Genomic DNA, 17,727 nt, shown 5'->3' with positions numbered 1-17,727 from the left:
GGTATGCACGGATTCTGCCGGGTTTTTCTTGATCGACGTTACGAAAACGTTATACTTAGTTGAGTAAAAGGTTTTACCATAAGCTTAACGCGTCCGCTGGTCGATGGCAATGATGTGAAGGGAATCCGGTGTCAACCAGTTCGAATTTCAGCGCGGTGACGGATCGGTCGGTTCGATGCCAGTCCTGTCCATGTTTGCTGCATTCGTACTCTGTGATGGATGGTCGCATGGCGTCTTCCAGGCGGAAGTGTACCGACGGCACCTTTCGCGGCTTCACCCTGATCGAACTACTTGTCGTCATCTCAATCATCGCTCTGCTTATCTCCATCCTCCTTCCCGCGATGTCACGGGCTCGGGAAGTCTCGCGACAGGCCGTCTGTGGAACGAATCTCCGCCAGTTTGGAACGGCTTTCATCAACTATTCCGAGGATTTCAATAGTTGGTTTCCGGCCAAGCCGTCGCCCACCAACGCGAATGCCGAGGTGACCGAGCTTGCCACGGTTCAACAGCTTGCGTCTCCCAACTGGGGGCCCAATTTTGCGGGCATGATCCGGGATGTTGTGGAGCGGAAATATTCGCGAGAAGACGGGGCCTATCCGATCTATTTGCCGGCGCCCAAGGTGATGCTTTGCCCGAGCGATCGCGGCAATAACAAGCCTGGAGAGGACGCCCTGAGCAATGGTGACCTCTGGCCGACCGAAGAGATCGATGATTTCCGCAAACTTCCCCGCACGCTTCCTGAGCAGAACAATCTGCGAAAGTCGCACATCAGCTATTTCTATGTTGCCTTGTTCCGAACTGACGACAACGGCGACTTCATGATCATGGCTGATCAGAGCAACCGTAATGACACAGCCGTGGGTTCATTAACAGGTCTGACCGGTGAAGACAATCATGGCACGCGGGGCATGAACTTTCTGTTCATCGACTCCCACGTTGAGTGGGGCAAACCACGAAGCGGCAGCTATCAGGATATGCAGGAATTCGCCACGCGCTATTGGGCGCGTGTGTTTCTGCGCAAGCCCCGGTGGTCCGGCGAGGGAAACGGCCTGAATCGCAGCAGCGAAGTGCAGACCGTCGAGTGAATTCCCATGCGGCCGATAATCGGGTGTTTCGCGGTGTGATGCAGGGCTTGGGAAAGTTTCCCGGCGGGCGATGTCAGCGGGGTTGAAATGACCCTCTGATAGAATCAATCAGGCGATGCTCACAAGGGAGAATCGCCGGTCAGTGTCCGGGGGGGCGTTTTCGACAGTCCCTGTTCTACGAGGAGTCGTCCGCCGTAACAGTCGCCGCACAGGCGAAGTCCGATCCGCTTTCGCGAGGCGCGGGAATGGCTCGGCTCGGCCGCGAAAGAGATGGCCAAAGGGCGTGCCACCTGAGAGCTTTTCTCAGGTGGAGGCGTCATCGAGAAACGAATTTGTCAGCCGGTCGTCCGACATGTGCGGCCGGCACCTGGACAGGAATCATCAGGAGGTGGAAGGTGTCATATCGTCGTCAGTTCGCAGTTCTTGCAGTGGTACATGCGGTATCGATTTTGTGTATGGGATTGAGCTTCGTCCGCGCGGGCAGCGTGGATTGTGAGACATTGGAAGACGTGGACGGTCAGAGCCTGCAAACGAAGTACAGCGGGGCCACCACCACGATTCAGAACAATGCGACCGGGTTTGGCAATCGCGCTGCGATTCTTCCGAATCCGACGACGGGCAATGAGCTGAATCAGCTTTTTGTCCGGAACGACGCCAACACGCTGTATATCGGCGTGACCGGCAACCTGACGCCCAGCGATGTCCTCGAGAATACCGTACTGATCTTCATCGAGACAGACGGATCGAACATCAATCCGGTGCTGAATACCCAGAACATGACGGGATCGGAAGCGCTTCGGAAGATGGATGGTGTCACCCTCGACTTCGGTCCGAATTATGCGATTGCACTGTGGAATGATCTTGGCGTTCAGTCCGCGCTGCTTCACAATGTGACCAATCCGAATGACATCGGCCAGGCATTGTCGCAGGGCACACAGTTTGCCGTGGACAATTCAAATCTCCTCGGCGTGAACAACGAGCCCGCGAGCGATCCGGCTCAGCAGCAGTTGAACGCTGCGACCGCGACGAACGGATTCGAGTTCGCAATTCCGCTGAATCTGCTCGGTTACTCGACGCCGCTCCAGTTCTCCGATGACATCCGCGTCCATGCGATCCTCGTGAACGGGACGGGTTTCATCAGCAATCAGTCGCTTCCGCCACTGAAGGCCACCTCCAACAACGTCGGCGGCGGAGTCGCATGCATCGGCGTGCACGATCCGGCGGGCAACCCGCCCAATAACGTCAATTTCCAACTCCTGTTTCCGAGCAACCAGTTTGTGACTTACTTCCTCGATCCGGATGGCACGGCGCCCTCCGGATTGCGAGATGGCGTCAATATTCCGAGCAAGTATGGCTCGGCGCTTTCGACTCAGAACAACTACACCTGTTTCGGCAATGCCGCGGCATTTTCGCCCTCGCTGTCTCCCGGATCCGAGATCGACGAAATCTATGTCGCCAGCGATGCGCAGAAACTGTACATCGGTGTATCCGGGAACGTGCCGCTCAATGACACCTTCAACAATACGATCGTGATCTTCGTGGATATCGGCGACGGATTCGGCGCGAATCCGCTCGGAGACGGATCGTTCTACACGGGCGGTTCCGGCGCATTCAGCGGACTGGGTGAATTGGAGTTGCACGACGGCTTCTTCCCGCGATATGCCATTCAGTACTGGAGACAAAACGGACAGCATCGCGCAACCGTGCAGGATTTGACGTTTGGTTTTTCGGATGTCGTTTTAATGGAATTCTCCACGAGCGGCGCGCGACATCTCGATCCTGACGTGAACGCGTTCGGCGTCAATCTTCAGAACATCGGTGGCGTCAATAACATTGCCGGCGACGATCCTGTCCAGCAGACGTTGAATGCGGTCACCGCCGCCAACGGCGTACAGTTCTCGCTCAACCTCAACGGAGCGCCCGGCACGGGCCAGACTCCGGGCTTCGGTCTCGGATACAACATCGGTGCAAATCCCGGGATCAAGATTGTTGCGGCCGTAATCAGCGGCTCCGGATTCATGAGCAACCAGTGGCTTCCTCCGCTTCGCAAGACAACCGGCGAAGTCCGACTGTCGACCGACGCGGTCAACACGCCGACGGTCATCGACGATGCCGGTGTCGGTGACACGCCGGCCACGGTTGCCAGCACATTAACACCCACGAATGCCACGAGCGCGGGACTCGAACGCGTCACCGGCCTGGAAGTGACCGTCAACATCACGCACCCGGCGGTTGAGGAACTGACCATCGACCTCTTCAATCCCGCTTCGAACCGAACCGTTCGACTGTGGAACGGCAATCAGTCCGGCGCGAACATGGCGACGACTTTCGCTCACGATGGCACGTCGCTGACATCGTGGGTTGCTCCGGGAGCCGGAGTATTCGATGTCAACAATCCGGCGACCAACTCGCTGTTGACTTTCAACGACGTCGATCCGACGGCCGGAGACTGGATCCTGTTCGTGACAGACAACGTGACCGGCAACTCGGGAACACTGAATTCATGGTCGCTGGATCTTCGGGAAGATGTCGGCGGCGGCGTCGATTGCCTCGGGTTCCGAACGGATTCCGATCCGCCGGTGTCGATCGCGGCTGATTTCCCCACGGCCGAGTACATCACGGTTGATCCCATCGAGCTTTCATTTGATGGCGCCCCGAACTTCACCGTCGCGAATCCGCCGGGTACCAATATTCCGGCGCAGTATCCGGGGGATGCGCTGGCCGTGCAGAACAATTACAGCTGTTTCGGCGACGCGCAGGCGCCGACGGGTGTTCAGTACACTGCCGGCAGCGAGATGAACCAACTCTGGCTCAGCAATACGGCCGATCGCCTGAAGCTGGCCATCTCCGGCAACCTCGAGTTGAACGGCAATGCCTACGTGGTGCTGCTCGACACGAAGCCCGGCGGCGAAACGACGCTGGCCGGCAACGCGACACCGCCTCAGTCCGTCGGCGGCAACGGCCCCGGCACGGGCCTGAACGGCGCGGTTCTCGACAGCTGCCTCGAAGCGGACTACGCCATTTCAGTCGCCACGTTTGGCGATGGGTCGTATGCGGTCGAGTTGTCCGATCTCCAGTTGAATACGTCGCGAATCCTCGGTTTTCAGAATATGAATTCGCTTTCTGGCGTGCTTCGCGCGGCGGGCGACAATGCGGGCAGTGAGCTGAATCAACTGTTCCTTCAGAACGACGCCAACAATTTCTACATCGGTCTGACCGGCAACCTTGAAGGCAACGGCAACGCGATCGTCATTCTTCTGGAGACAGTCGGAACCGGGCCCAACCCGATCAATACGTCAGGGTCGTCCGGCTGGCCCGGCGCGCTGACGGGTCTGACGAACGATGCCTTACCGATCGGCTTCAATCCCGACTGGGCGATCGTGGCCACGCGGTCGGGCAACTCGTTCCAGACGGCCAAGCTGGTTAATCTGAATAACACGGCCAGCACGCCGATCGACATCACCCGCGTTACGAACGGCGCCATCGCATCCAACACCTACGCCGCAAACAACGACAATGTCGCGGGGGTCAACGGCAATTCCGGCGATAACACGCAGGCATCGCTTGCACCGAGCGCCACGGCGGGCTATCAGTTCGCAGTTTCGCGCGCTTCGCTGGGGCTTGCCGCGCCGGGCGGAAACGGAGCGACTGTTCAACTTGCGGCGTTCGTCACCAGCGGCGGGGGATATTGGAGCAACCAGGCACTGCCGGCGTTCATCGGTGACAACATTCCCAATGTCAGTACGGCCGGCGATCCGGTCGATGTGTCGGCGTTGCTGAATCCGCAGACGTATGTCATTTCGGGAACGTATTCGACACCTTCGCAGTATCTCGGCACGGACATTCCGTCGCATATGGGCCCGGCGGTCGCGACCCAGGACAACTACACCGGGTTCGGCAACCAGGGACCGAATCCGCGATACAACAACGACAATTGTGCGCTGGTCGCATTCTGGAACGACAATGTCGGCGGTGTAACGGGCTGCACACAGGCCGGCTCGCCCTGCAATTGTCTGGGTGGATCCGACGCCGATGCCGGCAACGTGGATTCGGGAATGGAAGTGAGCATCTCGCTGGCCGATCTGGGTATTGCCGAGATTCTTCCCGGCGGAGGTCCGGAGATTCGAGTCCTCGCACTGGTGACGGGAAATACAGGATTCGCATCCAATCAGTTTCTGCCGGGGTTGGGCGGCGAAGTATGCAACCTCGGATTTGGCCCGGCCATCAATCTGACCAACTTCGCGGGCGAGCAGTGCCTGGCCTACGAGTTGGAGGAATCGGCCTTCTGTGGCGCGCATCCCGCCGACATCAATGGTGACGGGCAGGTGAATCTGACAGACGTCAACGTCTTTGTTCAGGTGCTGCTCGGTACGAACTCGGATGTCTGTCCGCTCTTCAAAGCGGACATCAATCCGAATCCACCGGCGGGCATCAACGGCAACGACATTCAGGCTTTCGTCAACGCCTTGCTGAACTGATGCGGAGTGTGAACGGTTTTATGCGGCGGGCTGCGATGCAATATGCGCGGCCCGCTGCGTTGATACACGGGGTTGTCTGCCCTCGCAGTTCGAGCAGCGCGGCTGGGACCCGACGCGATCAGCGGCCAGTTGCGTACTCGCTTCCTTATTAGAGAAATGACAAACGACATGAGGGGACGTTTGATGCGACAATCGATCTTGTTGAGCCTGTGCATGGCGGTTTGCTCAATCCCGGCTTCCGCAACTTTTGGCGACGAGCCGGAGCCGGTCATGCTTCAGTACTTCGAGGCGGAATGGAGCGTGATCAGGCATCGCATGCCGGACGTGTTCATCGCGGGGTATGAATGTGTCTGGCTCCCGCCGATTCAGAAGGGCGAAGGCGGCACGTTCAGCGCGGGCTACGACCTTTTTGATCGATTCGACCTTGGCACTGCCGGAAGTCCGACTCACTACGGGACCGAGTCTGACTTCCGTATCATGGTTGACGAATTTCACCGCGCGGCCAATCGTGTCTATGTTGACCTGATTATGAATCACAACGGCTTCCGCGATCACAATGATGCCACATTTGTGACACAAGGCGGCTACCCCGGCTTCGTTCTAAGTCGTCCGGGCGATTTGTATGGCGATTTCAACGTCTATTCCGGCGGGTGCCCCCAGTCGCAGCAACCGGCCGACCCCTGTTACAATCTTTATGATGGTCGACTCGTGGGGCTGATCGACATCGCGCAGCAGAAGAACTACTCGTACATTCGTCATCCAGTCACTCCCGGTCATCCGGATAACATTCCCGCCGGGACACTTTACAACATCCCGAAGGCGAGCAATGCGGCGTTTTACCCCGATCTCGATCTGCCGGGCCAGGCCGTGGTGAATCCGGGGACGAGTCGCAACCCCGGCACGCTGAACTTCACGTTCTTCCCGTACAATCTTGAGAATCCTCTTGCGGGCGATGCCGTGCTCGAGAATGCCAACGATCTTCTGCTGCGCTCAACGCAGTATTACCTGGAAGTGCTGAAGGTGGACGGTTTTCGCCTGGATGCCGCCAAGCACATTCAGACATGGTTCTGGGACAATCTCTGGGATTCGGTGGTCTATCAGCGATGGGTCGATTTTGACGGGCTGGTCAAGACGCCGTTCTCTTTTGTCGAAGCCGTCGAAGGCAACAACACGATGCGGAACTGGATCCGCCGGTCGATCAACGGCGGCGGGTGGCCGGCGCAGGGCGCCGAATTCGGCAATCGCGACGCGCTGGACCTTAACGAAGCGGGGCAGCTTCGTGATCTCGTCAACGCGGACGGCGCCGGGTCCTGGTCGAACGTGTTGTCCGCGTCGGTGGACCTGTCGGATGACGGATTCAACAACGGCAGTCTGGGCGTCCATCACGTCAACAGCCATGACAACACCATTCCTGATGATGAGAACGACACCGTCGTGCAGGCGTACACGCTGATGCGCACCGGAATTCCAATCGTCTATCACAACGCGCTTCAATTCGGTACGAATCAGGCGAATTTTCCGCGTGCAAACGGGCGCGACGACGCGCTGGGACTCGGCAGCAATGAAATCACGACGCTCATCAAGATTCACAATCAGTACGCCCGCGGCTATTTCATTCCGATCAACAACACGGATGCGGTCAATCCGTCGCAGAATGATGTCCTGGCCTTCACGCGCAGGACGCCAAGCGGTCCGGACAATGTGCTCGTCGGGCTTAATGACCTGGAATCAAACGGCCATGATGTGAGAAACGTTCAAACCGCTTTTCCCGCGGGCACACGCCTGCATGAACTGACCGGCAATGCGAACGATCCCATTGTCGATCCGAACAATCAGATTCCCAACCTCCTTATCGTCGGCGCAGACGGCCGCCTCATACATGGCGACGCGCCGAACGGACAGTTTCTCAATGTGCCGCGCAATCGCAATGCGAACGGCGTATTCCACGGTCGTGGATATGTAATCTATGGACCGGCCGTTCCGACAGGAACGCTTTCGATAGACAATGCGACGACTACGGTCGCGCCGCCACAGGGAGTCGGGATTCCGGCATATCGACGGCGGCTGAATCCCGTGACAGTCGTTCGCTCGGAAACGTTTGACATTCTCCTGCAGACCGCCCACACCGACCCGCTCGATCCGAATACGGATGACGAGGCGGTGTTCCGAATCGATCAGGGGTTCGTGGATTACAACGGCGACTCGCAGGTGGATTTCGGACCGGGCAACACGTTGCACACCGATCCGCGCTACGGATTTGAAAACTTCGTTACGGGAAATTCTCCCCGCTATACCGGCGGGACCGGCGTGTATCGGCAGACGATCAATGCGGCGGCGCTGGGAGAGGGCTATCACTATATCACGGTGCGTGCTTTCCGGCATCGCAATCCGACCGACAGCCCGCTTTTCGGCGAATTCCGAATCGTCATTTATGTGGATATCGAGGACCCGGATTTCACGCTGGTCTCGCCCTCAAATGACTGCAATGCCGACATCACGGCACTGCCTGCTGCATTCGTCGCCCAGGCTTCAAGCCCCGCGATCGACCGCGTCTTCATGTATGTCGATCGGCTTGAGACTTTTGATTTTGTGGGTGCGGCACTGGCCGGTGGAGCGGGACAGGCAGCCCGCAACTACGAGGATTTCACGTTGTCTCTTGGCAGCCTCGCCCGCGGCAACCACCGCCTGGATATTGTTGCGATCGAGGAAGCTCCGGATGGTGTCATCAAGACCCGCCACAAAACCTACACCGGTATTCAGTCGGTGGTGGGAGCCGGTCTGGGCGCGGGAGACCTGAATTCGGATGGCGTCATCAACGGAACAGACGTTCGCATTTTTGTGCAGGCGACGGTCGGCAATCTCAACTTCCTGTTCTTCCCGACGGCCGACATCAACTGTGACGGTCGATGCGATCACGAAGACGTGCCGCCCTTTGTGGATCTGCTGCTCAGCCAGCCATGAGGAGGTACAGCCGATGGGTCGAGGCGTTAGTCCCTTGGAGGGCTGACCGTGGGGGTCATTCGGCGAACAATGCGTCGACGAACACATGCGGATCGAACGGCTCAATGTCGTCAATCGACTCACCCAGGCCGACAAACTTCACGGGCACGTTGAGTTGGTCGCGAATGCCGACCACAATACCGCCTTTTGCGCTACCATCCAGCTTTGCGAGTATGATGCCGCTGACCTTGACATGCTCGCTGAACATGCGTGCCTGCTGAACGGCGTTTTGCCCGATCGTCGCGTCGAGCACAAGCAGCACCTCGTGCGGCGCGCCGGGCAGTTTCTTTTCAACGACGCGCTGGATCTTGTTCAACTCCCGCATGAGATGATCCTGCGTATGCAGGCGCCCCGCCGTGTCCACCAGAAGGATGTCGATCTTTCGGGCGATGGCAGCCTCGCATGCGTCGTATGCGACTGCGCCGGGATCAGCGCCCTGATCGTGCTTGACGATATCGACGCCGCATCGGCCGGCCCATTCGGTAAGTTGAAGCACCGCGGCTGCGCGATAAGTGTCGCACGCCGCGACCATGACCTTATTGCCCTGTTTCTTGAGGTGATTCGCGAGCTTTGCGACGCTCGTGGTTTTGCCGCTGCCATTAATCCCCGCGATGAGGATGACCGTCGGCCCGCTCGATGCCTTGGCGAGTGATCGGATGTCGGCCGGCCATTTGCCGATGATGTATCGCTTCAGAAATTCGATGATGTCCTGGGACTGGGCGATTTCCTTTTTCTTCCACGATTCGCGAACGGCGCCGATCAGCTTGTCGGCCGTTGCGGGGCCGAAATCGTCGCGGATCATTGTCTCATAGACATCTTCAAGCAGAGCTTCATCGATTGCACGACCAAACGGGAGAATCGACTTGAACCCGCTGACGATTTTCTCGCGGGTCTTGGTGAGCGCTTTCTTGAATCGATCGAAGAGACCCATGGCGGATTTGAAGAGAATAAAAGTCGAAGGGTGAATTCGGACGCGGACCGTTGTTGTGGACGATTGGTGATGCCGATTTCTATTCAGGCCATGCTAAATTCCTACGCATCTCCGTTTAAGCTGTCCTGGGCGACCGGTTCGGCCGTCGCTTCCGAAGCACCTGCCGTACGCTGCTTCATGACGGCATCGAGAATCCCGTTGATAAACGCGCCGGTTTCCATCGTGCCAAAGGTTTTTCCGATTTCAATCGCCTCGTTAATCGCCACCTTCGGCGGAACCTCCGGCCGGTGGAACAGTTCACAAACCGCGATTCGCAGGACATTTCGGTCGATCGGAGCGAGCCGCTTCAACTCCCAATTCTCGACGACTGACTGGATGCACTCATCGATCGCGGATCGATCGATTCGGTAGTCGTCCACGAGGCTGCGGGCATACTTCCTCACTTCCGCGGGAGGATTTTCATCGCCGAGAAAGGCATCCAGGTCGCCGGCGAATTCGTCCCCAAGATGGTCGAAAACACAAAGAGCCTGCATGGCGAGCGTTCGGGCGTGACGGCGATCGATCATGCTCCCATTGATAGGCGAAATCGGCCGTTCTCGCAAGCCGCCGGGAGGCGCAACCGACCGTGTCGGCGCGGACTACCGCGGTCAATTCTCGATGGCGTCGAGCACCGCCTGGTGCACGTCGGCCGGAGGGATTTTGCGGACATCCTTCGGAGTGCGGCGGTGTGAGAACTCCACCACGCCTTCCGCCAGGGCTCGTTTGCCGATCACCACACGCAGAGGAATGCCGACCAGATCGGCGTCCTTGAATTTGAAGCCGGCCCGCTCGTCGCGGTCGTCAAACAACACATCCACATTCGCAGCGGTCAAATCGTCGTGGAGCCTGCTCGCCAGGGTCATGACTTCCTCGTCACGCGGATCGAGCGCGATGATGAGCACCTGGAAGGGCGCGATGCTCATCGGCCAGATCGCCCCGTTTTCGTCGTGATGGGCTTCGAGCGCGGCCGCGAGCGTGCGCGTCAGACCGATGCCGTAACATCCCATGATATGCGGCTGGGCCTTTCCGTTCTTGTCAAGATAGTGTGCCTTCATGGCGACACTGTACTTGGTGCCCAGCTTGAAGACATGGCCGACTTCAATCGCTTTGCGCAGGCGGATCGGGGAACCGCTTCCCTTCGGAGACAGATCGCCGTCAACGACGTTGCGGACGTCCGCCACCACGACATTCGGCCCTTCCAGTGCGAAGTCGCGGCCCGGATTGATGTTGACTGCATGATAATCCGTTTTGTTCGCGCCGCTGGCGCCATTGCGCATGACGCTGACGGCCTGATCGACAATCAGCCGATAAGATACGCCCGATCGATCGAGATTGTGCGGCCCGGCAAAACCGACATCGGCGCCGGTGAGCCTTTGAATCGTGGTGGGGCTGGCCAATTCGAGTCGCGCTTTGGTGACGCGGTATAGCTTGTTTTCGTTCACGTCGTGATCGCCGCGAACGAGGACCACGGTCACCAGCTGTTCGGGCGGCGTTTTTCCTTTTCCGCTGTCATCACCACGAACCGTTGCACATTCATAGATCAGGGTCTTGATCATTCGAGCGGGCGTCGTCTCGAGAAATGCCGAGACCTCGTCAATCGTTCGCTGATCCGGCGTATGCACTTCCTCTAGCGGTTTCATCTCCTCGGTCTGTTGTGCCAAAGCCGCGCAGACGGCGCGCTCTGTGTTCGCCGCGTAGTCGTTGTTCTCGGTCAGCGCGACATAGTCTTCGCCGGCATCGGTGAGCACCATGAATTCGTGCGAAGCGTCACCGCCTATCGGACCGCTCTCCGCTTCGACCGCGACATAGGGCAGGCCGCAGCGCGAGAATATCCGGCAGTATGCGTCGTACATCTTCCTGTAGCCTTCATCGAGGCTTTCAGCGGTGTCGTGGAAGCTGTACGCGTCCTTCATCAGGAACTCGCGGGTCCGCAGCACGCCGGATTTGGGCCGCGCCTCGCCACGGAACTTCACCTGGATCTGATAGAGGTTGATGGGCAACTGCTTGTAACTGCCGAGATACGCGCGGGCGATCTCGGTGATCACTTCCTCGTGCGTCGGTCCGAGCACGGTCTGCGAACGCCAATCGCCCTCGGGCCCACCGAGTCGCAGCAGGACTTCGCCCATCGCGGCTACTCGATTTGTTTCTTCCCACAGTTCGATCGGATGCAGCACCGGCATGTGCAATTCGATCGCTCCCGCGCGGTTCATTTCCTCGCGGACGATCTCTTCAACCTTGCGAAGACTGCGATAGCCGAGCGGCAGATAGCTGTAGATTCCGGCCGCCAACTGGCGAATCATCCCGGTACGCAGCATGAGCTGATGCGACGGCGCGGTCGCGTCCTTCGGAGTTTCCTTGGTGGTGACGATGAAGAATTGCGACCAGCGCATCGGGCAGCCCTCTGGTTGGTGGACCGTTCAATATTGAAAATCGCACATTAGGACCGCAGACGGGCGGCATTTCAAGTGCGGCTATCTGGGGAAATTTTGCTTGATCAGTCCGGACTGCCGCGAGGGATCCTTGAATCAATCGCGCGCCCTTCGCCTGTCCGCCAGCCGACCTCACGGCCATTTTATCGGCGCTTCGGGATCGATTGTGCTCCGCAATCGGAAAAAAGGCGGTAAACAAGTATTCCCTGGATGCGTCGGGCGGATCGAAGTTCTGTCAATATTGTCGAGTTCCACGCCTGTCGGCGTCGTCCGGGAACGAAAATAGCTTAACGCGTGGTCGGCGCGGCCCGATGAGCAAGCTGTTTGGCGGACGCTCGAAATGTAATGAAGGGGCGTCTGTGATGATTCACCCCTTGTGAGGCGAAATCATGGTCCGTGATCCGCTTGAACGACGACGAGACCCTCGAACCCAGGCCAATCTTCCGATCATGATCCGCGTGGATGGCGCGGCCGAGAAGGCTCCGGCACATCTGGTTGACCTGTCATCGGGCGGCGCTGCTGTCGTGATGACGGCGTTCAACGCGCCCGGGATGGGTGATTATCTCGATCTTCAGTTTGAAACCCCGGGTAACAATGAAGACGGCGAACCGCGACGCATTCGGCATGAGACGGCCGTCGTCATGAACGTCGGTCGCCCGGAGCGCGGCATTGCTCGCCTGGGCTTGCGGTTTATTCAGTGCTGCGATCCGGGTCTTGAGATTTTTGATCCGATCGACACGCTCTCGGATCATCGCCGAAGTGTCGATCCGGTGCTCCAGTCGGATCGGTGGGAGTCCGCGCGAAAGCTGGGTTCGGTGCGAAATCGCCGGTCCGGCGAAACCGCGAGCGCTTTCTGACGAGAGAGTCGGCGGATTCAGATTGCCTGAAACCTGAAATCAAAGAGCCCATGAGCCACCGCTCGTGGGCTTTTTCATGTGGGGTTGACGGTGCGTTGAGACTTGGGGCCCGTCCGATTAAGATGGCACGCCGGTTTCGGACCCGCTTACCGACGGAGATTCGTATGGCGACCAAGAAGGAACTGCTGTCCAGGACGATCGAGCACATCGACATCACCCAGATTGACACGCGGCCGCTCATCAATGCAATGAGCCGGATGGCGTTCAGTGCTCGCGATATGTCCCGCGCCGCAGAGATTTATGAGAAGATGCTGCGGGACAAGGAATGCGCCGTGATCCTTTGTCTTGCGGGTTCGCTCATCAGCGCGGGGCTCAAGAAGGTCATTATCGACATGATGCGGCACAACATGGTTGATGCCGTTGTAAGCACCGGGGCCAACATCGTCGATCAGGACTTCTTCGAAGCGCTCGGATTCCGGCACTACATCGCGCCCGAAGTTTACAAAGCCGGACTCAATGATAACGAGCTGCGCGACCTTCACATCGACCGCATCTACGACACATTCATTGATGAAGACGATCTGCGGGTTTGCGACGAAACCTGCCTCAAGATCGCCGAGCGGCTGGATGCGAGGCCGTATTCTTCGCGAGAGTTCATCTTTGAGATGGGCCGCTACGCGAAGGAGCATGGCGCGGGCGTCGATTCGATCGTGCAGACCGCCTTTGAGAAGCAGGTGCCGATCTTCGCGCCGGCGTTCAACGATTGCTCCGCCGGTCTTGGGCTGGTGGAGTACATTCGCACGCGAATGGGCTCACCCCGCATGACAATTGACAGCATGCAGGATTTCTACGAATTGACGCAGATCAAAGTGAAGAATCCCGTCACAGGTCTCTTCATGATCGGTGGCGGCGTGCCCAAGAATTTCACGCAGGATATCGTTGTTGCGGCCGATATCCTGGGCGCCAATCCGGAAATGCACAAATACGCGATTCAAATCACCATTGCCGACGTTCGTGATGGGGCGTTGTCCAGCAGCACGCTTAAGGAAGCCTCAAGCTGGGGCAAGGTCGATACAGCTTTCGAGCAAATGGTGTTCAGCGAAGCGACGATCGCATTTCCGATCATTGCGTCCGCCGCGTATCACAGCAAGAGCTGGGAAGGCCGCCGTGACCGGAAGTTCTGCGCGATGCTGGACGACGCCATGTCGCCCGCGGCCGCCGGCGTGTGACTTCAAGACGCTGGCTCACTACTCCCACCAGCCCAGCCAATCCCAATGGGACTTCGCGCCGCGCTTCGACAGCGCGGCCGGCGGCATGGTGCCGGCACGCTCGAACGGATCAGCGACTGACTTGTACCAGGCGGCCCAGGCATCCGGATCGTGATTGTGCGTCACCCCCGTGAGCATCGCCAGCGACATTTCGGCGGCGTGCTGCAGCGTGAAATTGTCTGACTCCAGCGTGCCGATGAGCATTTCAATCACCCGGCGCTCGGGGAAGTAGCCAAGCGTTTCAATCATCGCCAGGCGCGCGTTCTGATCCGGCTCTTTTGCGCCCCGATCGATCAACACCTCGACGATGCGTCCGCGTTCCTCGTCTGAAAAGGCGCCGCTTCGCACCGCGTGGCCCAGCAGCAGGGCGGCCCGCCATCGAACCGTTGCCGGCGCCTCTCGAACGCCCTCGATCGGTCCACTGGCGCTTCGCAACAGCTTGATGCAGGTATCGACGCGAGGCGAATGCTCGCACGGCACAAGAGCTCGAAGCGCGGCGCAGCGAACCATCGCGTCCGGATCAGTCCGCGCCAGCGTATCGTATACTTTGACGGCCCAGTCTCGCTGGCCATCGGCCCCTTTTGCGAGACCGACGACGCCACGGCGGCGTTCGTCCGCGTTTTGCGACTCGAGCGCCAGATCGAGATAATCCCGGCTGGATTTCCGGCTTTCGAATAGTTTGCCACGACCTGTTCGTTCGCATGCCGGAGTGACGACACAGATTGTGCCCAGCGACAGGACGATCAGGGCAAGCCGCCGTGAGGGTCTGCATCGAGCCGGAGCCTCGATCAGCGTGATTTCAGACTGCGGCGTTGACGTCATGGGCAAAGAACTGCTCGGGCGAGATCCACGTGACATCCAGGACCGGATGATCGAGAAAACGCTGACCCAGTTCCCGAAATCGTTGCGGGTTGTCACTGACATAACAGGTTAGTTTTCCCGGGCCGCGCCGCGAGGAAAGCGAATCGGACGATTGTAACTGTTGCACGACCGCCTTGGCCGTCTGCTCGCCGGAGTCCAGCAGGACGATCTTCGGTCCGGCGACTTCGGCGATGGCATCCCGCAGAAGGGGATAGTGCGTACAACCCAGCACGATCACGCGAGGATCGAGCCGGACAATCGGCTGGAGATAATCGCGCACGACCGCACGGGTGATCGGATCGTCACATCGACGACCCTCTTCCGCAAGCGGCACAAAAAGCGGGCATGGCTTCTGAATCACCCGCACGTCCGGCTGGAATCGCTTCATCGCGCGACGATACGCATCCGAGTTAATCGTCGCCTCGGTTGCGATCACCGCGATTGTCCGACCTTCACCCTGAAGAACCGCAGCACGCGCGCCCGGCTCAACCACGCCGCTGACCGGAATGGGAAGCCACTCCGAGAGCGCCGGCAGCGCCGCGGCGCTCGCCGTGTTGCACGCCACGACGATCATCTTGGGATCGAAGCGCAGCAGGAATTCGCAATTCTCCTTCGCGAAGCGCGTGACCGTTTCGCCGCTCTTGATGCCGTAAGGCACCCGGGCCGTATCGCCGAAATAGACGATTTCTTCATTGGGAAGGCGGCGCTGCAATTCGCGAACGACCGTCAAGCCGCCGATGCCTGAGTCGAATACCGCAATACACCGATCGTCGTTTGCCATCTGCGCATCCCTGCCGGCGTCATCTGATGGAAGAGCGTTCCGTCGCTTCGTAATGATATCGTCAGAACGACGTTATCTCAATCAGCGATTCGTTCACGGCGGCGGGCATCAGGGGCTGATCTGAACCAGCGCCCATGCCGCGTTTTTCCTGACCGACTCGTCCTCGTCCTCGAGCAGTGCCCGCAGTGCCGGCTCGGCCTCGTGCGCTGCCGCACCGATCCGGCCGATCGCGTCGATTGCATGCCAGCGAACCTCAGAGTCCTCGTTTTTCAGCAGTTCGATCAGTGAATCGACCGCTTTCTCTCCCATTTTTGACAGTGCGTACACCGTCGCCCGCCGATCGCGTGGTCGTCCCCGAAGCAGCGCGTTGATCAGTGGGGCGACCGTCTCCTCGGATTCCGCACAAGTCTTGCCCAGCGCCACGGCCGCACGCAACGCCACCCCGTCGTCAGGATCGTCCATCGCCTTAATCAGGGCTCCGGCCGCAGAGTTCGCGGCCTTGCCAATCGCTCCGAGCGTCCGCGCCGCGCCCGCCCGCACGGACACATCCGGGTCTGACAGCGCATCAACAAGCGCCGGGACCGCAGGCGCAGCCTTGCGACCGAGTCGCTGCAAAGCCCTGGCACACTCCTCTCGAACCGACAGGCGCTCGGATTTGAGTCCTCGAATGAGAGTCGGCAGACTGGTCTTGCCAATCGCAGCCAGCGATTGAACTGCCGCGGTGCGTACCAGATCGTCGGGATCTTCCATGGCGTCGCCGAGGGCCGGAACTGCGGCTTCGGCGGACTTGCCCAGTTCCTCCAGCACCTCCGCCGCGCGCTTGCGGATTCCCGGGTCCGTCGATCTCAACAGTGCGGACAACGGTGGAACCGCCCCCGTACCGATCTCCCGAATCGCCTCGATCGCCCGCCGTCGAATGTTCTTGTCATCGTCAGCGATGACGCTGACGATTTGTGCGGCTGCCGGCTCGCCAATCTGTCCGAGAACCTCCACCGCTTCTCGGCGCAGCGGATGGGTCCGATCGATGAGAATCTCTGAGAGCGCGTGCAGTGTTTCCTCATCGTCCGCCCGCATCGATCCCACTGCAAGCAATGCGGCGCGGCGCACACGCGTGTCTTTGTCCTCGCTTATCAAATGCAGCAGTCGCGGCGATGTGACCTTGCTACGCTTGCCGAACGAACCGAGGGTTTCGGCCGTGGCGATCCGGACATAAATGTTTCGATCATCGAGCGCGCCGGCCAGGGCCTTTATGATCGCAGGTGTGCAAACGCCGATTTTTCTCGACGCGATTGCGGCTTCCGTGCGAACATTCCAGTCATCGTCAGTGAAGAGGGGGACAATTCGCTCAGCATTCGCCTCCGAGAGCGGGCCCATCGCTCCAAGCGTGCCCAGCACCTGGCGTCGGATATCCGCATCCGGCTCGACCAGCAGAGCAAGCAGTGCATCGGCGGTCTCCGCCGACTTGGCGCCGATGCGCCCCAGCGTGACACTCGTTTCCAAAAGCAACGTCCGGTCTCCCTGCTTGAGCAATTCGCGCAAGGGAGCTTCGGCCGAAATGCCGCTTTCCTGGAATTTTCCGATGGCAGTGACGGCGTGCCATCGCACGCGCGGACTCTCATCAGAGAGGGCCATTATTAGTGCCGGAATGACGACTTCGGCGTTCTCGTGAATTTCGCCGAGGGCGTACGCAGCGCCGGATCGCTCATCCGGATTGCCGGTCCGGAGCCGCCCAACGAGCTGCTCCACAGAACGCGGCTCATCCGGCTCTGCGCGGGCTTGCCCCAGGAAGCCGAGAAAGCCGACAGTCAGCACCAGCAGCCCGAGACCGGCGCGACCTGAAAGTAAGCTCCATTCCATGTCGGCAGTATGGCCCATACTCAAAGAAAACGTCAAACCCAATCCCGCTTTTCAACGGATGCTTCTTTCAAATCGAGCATCGAGGCGGCGAACCACATGCCGCGCATGCCAATCGCGGACACGCTTTGCATCGACGATTTG

General features: G+C 59.2%; 11 protein-coding genes. 5 read left to right on the top strand and 6 right to left on the bottom strand.

Annotation, left to right across the window (positions count from 1 at the left end; all coding sequences use genetic code 11):
* The first annotated feature begins 227 nt into the window (after window positions 1-227).
* From KF841_09695 to KF841_09685, 3 genes are all read left to right on the top strand, one after another.
* Window positions 228-1,085, top strand: coding sequence for a DUF1559 domain-containing protein (locus tag KF841_09695; GenBank protein MBX3395627.1), 858 nt, complete (start codon window positions 228-230; stop codon window positions 1,083-1,085).
* A gap of 395 nt (window positions 1,086-1,480) precedes the next feature.
* Window positions 1,481-5,563 carry a proprotein convertase P-domain-containing protein gene (locus tag KF841_09690; protein MBX3395626.1) on the top strand — a complete coding sequence of 1,361 codons (4,083 nt, stop codon included), beginning with the start codon at window positions 1,481-1,483 and terminating at the stop codon, window positions 5,561-5,563.
* A gap of 183 nt (window positions 5,564-5,746) precedes the next feature.
* Window positions 5,747-8,524 (top strand): hypothetical protein, encoded by a 2,778-nt coding sequence (locus tag KF841_09685; GenBank protein ID MBX3395625.1) that lies wholly within the window; start codon window positions 5,747-5,749, stop codon window positions 8,522-8,524.
* A gap of 55 nt (window positions 8,525-8,579) precedes the next feature.
* Here KF841_09685 and ftsY read toward each other — a convergent pair whose 3' ends face one another.
* The 3 genes from ftsY to KF841_09670 all read right to left on the bottom strand — a co-directional run bounded on the left by ftsY (window position 8,580) and on the right by KF841_09670 (window position 11,923).
* Entirely contained in the window at window positions 8,580-9,494 is a 915-nt protein-coding gene (gene ftsY, locus KF841_09680; GenBank protein MBX3395624.1) for a signal recognition particle-docking protein FtsY, read from the bottom strand.
* A gap of 101 nt (window positions 9,495-9,595) precedes the next feature.
* Window positions 9,596-10,060, bottom strand: coding sequence for a transcription antitermination factor NusB (nusB, locus tag KF841_09675; protein ID MBX3395623.1), 465 nt, complete (start codon window positions 10,058-10,060; stop codon window positions 9,596-9,598).
* An 81-nt stretch (window positions 10,061-10,141) separates the two neighbouring features.
* Window positions 10,142-11,923 carry a proline--tRNA ligase gene (locus KF841_09670; protein ID MBX3395622.1) on the bottom strand — a complete coding sequence of 594 codons (1,782 nt, stop codon included), beginning with the start codon at window positions 11,921-11,923 and terminating at the stop codon, window positions 10,142-10,144.
* Window positions 11,924-12,351: 428 nt separating this feature from the next.
* On the opposite strand from KF841_09670, the gene KF841_09665 reads away from it, so the two are divergent.
* Window positions 12,352-12,819: a PilZ domain-containing protein gene (locus KF841_09665; GenBank protein ID MBX3395621.1), complete on the top strand. Its 468-nt coding sequence runs from the start codon at window positions 12,352-12,354 to the stop codon at window positions 12,817-12,819.
* A gap of 164 nt (window positions 12,820-12,983) precedes the next feature.
* Window positions 12,984-14,048, top strand: coding sequence for a deoxyhypusine synthase (locus tag KF841_09660; GenBank protein MBX3395620.1), 1,065 nt, complete (start codon window positions 12,984-12,986; stop codon window positions 14,046-14,048).
* Window positions 14,049-14,066: 18 nt separating this feature from the next.
* On the opposite strand, the gene KF841_09655 is transcribed toward KF841_09660, so the two are convergent.
* The 3 genes from KF841_09655 to KF841_09645 form a co-directional block, all read right to left on the bottom strand.
* Entirely contained in the window at window positions 14,067-14,909 is an 843-nt protein-coding gene (locus KF841_09655) for a HEAT repeat domain-containing protein (protein ID MBX3395619.1), read from the bottom strand.
* Window positions 14,887-15,729: a glutamate racemase gene (locus tag KF841_09650; GenBank protein ID MBX3395618.1), complete on the bottom strand. Its 843-nt coding sequence runs from the start codon at window positions 15,727-15,729 to the stop codon at window positions 14,887-14,889. Before KF841_09650 ends, KF841_09655 begins: the two co-directional genes overlap by 23 nt.
* A gap of 108 nt (window positions 15,730-15,837) precedes the next feature.
* A complete protein-coding gene (locus KF841_09645) occupies window positions 15,838-17,604 on the bottom strand; it encodes a HEAT repeat domain-containing protein (GenBank protein ID MBX3395617.1) in 1,767 nt (588 codons plus the stop codon).
* Between the last annotated feature and the right edge of the window lie 123 nt (window positions 17,605-17,727).

The organism is Phycisphaerae bacterium (assembly GCA_019636475.1).
Taxonomy (GTDB): Bacteria; Planctomycetota; Phycisphaerae; order UBA1845; family UTPLA1; genus JADJRI01.
Note: the sequence above shows the minus strand (reverse complement) of the source record. Positions and strands in the feature narration are given on the sequence as shown.